1 protein-coding gene is annotated in these 2,997 nt (G+C 66.1%); it reads left to right on the top strand.

The window, feature by feature from the left end; genetic code table 11:
- Window positions 1-2,844: TonB-dependent receptor (locus tag K0M70_RS01810; RefSeq protein WP_290778503.1), on the top strand; the 2,844-nt coding region annotated here is incomplete at its 5' end.
- Window positions 2,845-2,997 lie beyond the last annotated feature (153 nt).

Genomic DNA, 2,997 nt, shown 5'->3' with positions numbered 1-2,997 from the left:
CTGGCGCTGGCCCTGCCGCTGGCTGCGACTGCTTTCGCGCAGGACGCCACCACCGCAGAAGATGATGAAGAAGACACCGCCGACCAGACCGCGACGCTCGACACCGTCACCGTGGTGGGTTCGCGAATCAAGCGTTCCGAGATCGAGGGCCCGTCCCCCGTCGTCGTGGTCAGCCGCGAAGACTTCGCGCGCGCAGGCTTCCGTACCGTCGGCGACGCCCTGCAGACCCTCACCCAGAACACCACCGCCAGCTTCACCGGCGACCTGGCCGTGACCGGCTTCACCCCGAACGCCCAGGTCGTGAACCTGCGCGGCCTCGGCCCGGGCTACACCCTCACCCTGATCAACGGTCGCCGTCCGGCGCAGTACCCGCAGCCGTACAACCGCGACAACAACATCGTGAACATCCGCGCCATCCCGTCGTCGATCATCGAGCGCATCGAGATCCTGACCGGCGGCGCCTCGGCCATCTACGGTTCCGACGCCATCTCCGGCGTGGTGAACGTGGTGCTGCGCGAGAACTTCGACGGCAACACCGCCCGTCTGCAGGTCGGCACGACCGAGGAAGGCGGCGGCGACAGCTTCGTGGCCGAAATCACCGGTGGCCGCACCGGCGACCGCTGGAGCGCGGTCTGGGCCCTGCAGGCCAGCTACGACGAGCCCGTCTTCGCCAGCCAGCGCGACATCCTGGCCGACACACGCAACGGACCGCTGGGTTCGATCACCAACCCGTCGCTGGCGCTCGCTGCCCTGCGCTTCAACCCGGCCAACAGCGGCATCGGCGCCAGCGTCTACTACCCGGGCCAGGCCGTCTGCGACCAGTACGACTACACCACCGTCACCACCGCCGCCCGCGGCCAGTACTGCGGCGGCTTCACCCAGCCGGCTTCGCGCTCGATCTCCAACAAGGACGAGTCCTACGCGGGCTACGGCCAGGTCACCTTCGACCTGACCGACAACCTGCAGGTTTTCGGCGCGGCCAACGTGTACCAGAGCAACGCTTCGTCCAGCTCGGGCACTGAGTTCTGGTCCACCTCGAACGACCCGTTCATGCGCACCGCCACCGGCGGCCAGATCAACGGCTACTTCGACTCCGGCTTCAACGCGTTCACCTTCCTGCAGCGCGTGTTCAACCCGTTCGAGCTGGGCGGCCCGGAAGCGGCCACCACCCTGTTCGACGAGCTGACCTACGACGTCTCGGCCGGCATCTCCGGCACCTTCGGCGAGCGTTTCGACTGGGAAGCCAGCGCCGCGTACTCCAAGTACGACTACACGGCGGATCGTCCGCGCCTTCTCGCGCAGGCGATGCATGACTACTTCCTTGGCCCGCAGCTGGGCTTCCGGGCGGCGCCGAACGGCGTGCTGCTGCCGATCTACGACCTCAACGAAGCCCGTTGGAACGCCCCGTTCACGCCGGCCCAGTACGCCGCCGTGTCCACCCGCGCGGTCAACGAAGGCGAAGCAACGTCCAAGACCGTCAACTTCGTGATCAGCGGCGACCTGTTTGAACTTCCGGCCGGCCCGGTCGGCTTCGCCGGCGTGATGGAGTGGGGCCAGCAGGGCACCGAACTGAACAGCGATCCGCGTACCCTGCCCAGCCGTCCGCGCGACAGCCAGACCATCTACAACCTCAACAGCTCGGGCCGCACCGTGGGCGAGCGTGACCGTTACGCGGTGGGCACCGAGTTCCGCGTGCCGCTGCTCGACAGCCTGAGCATGAACATCGCTGGCCGTTACGACAAGTACAGCGACATCACCGAAGTGGACGATGCGGTCACCACGATGGCCGGCCTGGAATGGCGTCCGTTCGACAACCTGCTGCTGCGCGCCAGCTATGCCACCAGCTTCCGCGCCCCTGACCTGCAGCTTGTCTACGCCGAAGGCGCCGGTTCGTTCGCCGGCATCCTCGACCAGTACGCCTGCCGCGCCGGTGTTGGCGTGGGCGCGGCCCTTGGCCCCCGCACACTGCCGGCCTGCAACGTGGTCGGCGACCCGACCATCTACACCGCGGGCACCAGCATCTCGGGCAACCCGCTGCTGAAGGAAGAAGAGGGCGAGACCACCGGCATCGGCTTCGTGTGGGACATCACCGAAGGCATGGCGTTCTCGCTTGACTACTACCGCATCAAGCTTGAAGACCAGGCGACTTCGTTGACCTCCGGCTTCCTGCTGGCCAACGAAGCAAACTGCCGCCTTGGCGTGCGTCCGGACGGCACCACCTTCCCGAACGCGCCGGACTCGGCTTTCTGCCAGAACGTCTTCGGGCTGGTGCAGCGTCAGGGCGATACGCCTGACGGTTCGATCCTGCGCATCAACTCGGCGTACATCAACGCCGCCAACATCGACACCAGCGGTCTCGATGCCACCTTCACCTATGTGCTCGACACCGATCGCTGGGGCACCTTCAGCACCAACCTCGGCTGGTCGCTGGTGCTGACCGACAAGTTCCGCCAGTTCGACACCGACGTGCTGGTGGACTTCCGCGACGACGCCGACCTGGACTCCCGCAGCCGCGCGCGTGGCTCGCTCACCTGGGAGAAGGGTGACTGGTCCACCACGGTGTTCGGCACCCGCATCGGCAGCAACGGCAGCAACGCCGGCGCTGACGGCGTGAACCTTGCCGGTGGCGAGTTCTCGCGTCGTCTCGCGCCGTGGATGCAGTACAACCTGCAGGTCGGCAAGCGCTTCAGCGAAAGCACCCGTGCGACCTTCTCCGTCATCAACGTCCTGAACGACCAGTACCGTGAAGACAACTCCTTCACCGGCTACCCGTACTTCCAGGCGTTCATCGGTGCGGATCCGCTGGGCCGTCGCTACAACCTGAGCATCCAGCACAACTTCTGATTCCGGCAACGGTTCAGGGTTAAACGGAGCCCGGCGAAAGCCGGGCTCTTTTTTTGGTTCTTCGCCCAAGTGAGTGGTTACGGTGCCGGCGCCACCGCGGAAGCGAGGGTCACTTCCTGCTCATGGCAGAGCCTCTCAAATCGCAGGAAGTGA

Source organism: Arenimonas sp. (assembly GCF_019459675.1).
Lineage (GTDB): Bacteria > Pseudomonadota > Gammaproteobacteria > Xanthomonadales > Xanthomonadaceae > Arenimonas.
This window is presented reverse-complemented; position numbering and strand designations above follow the sequence as displayed.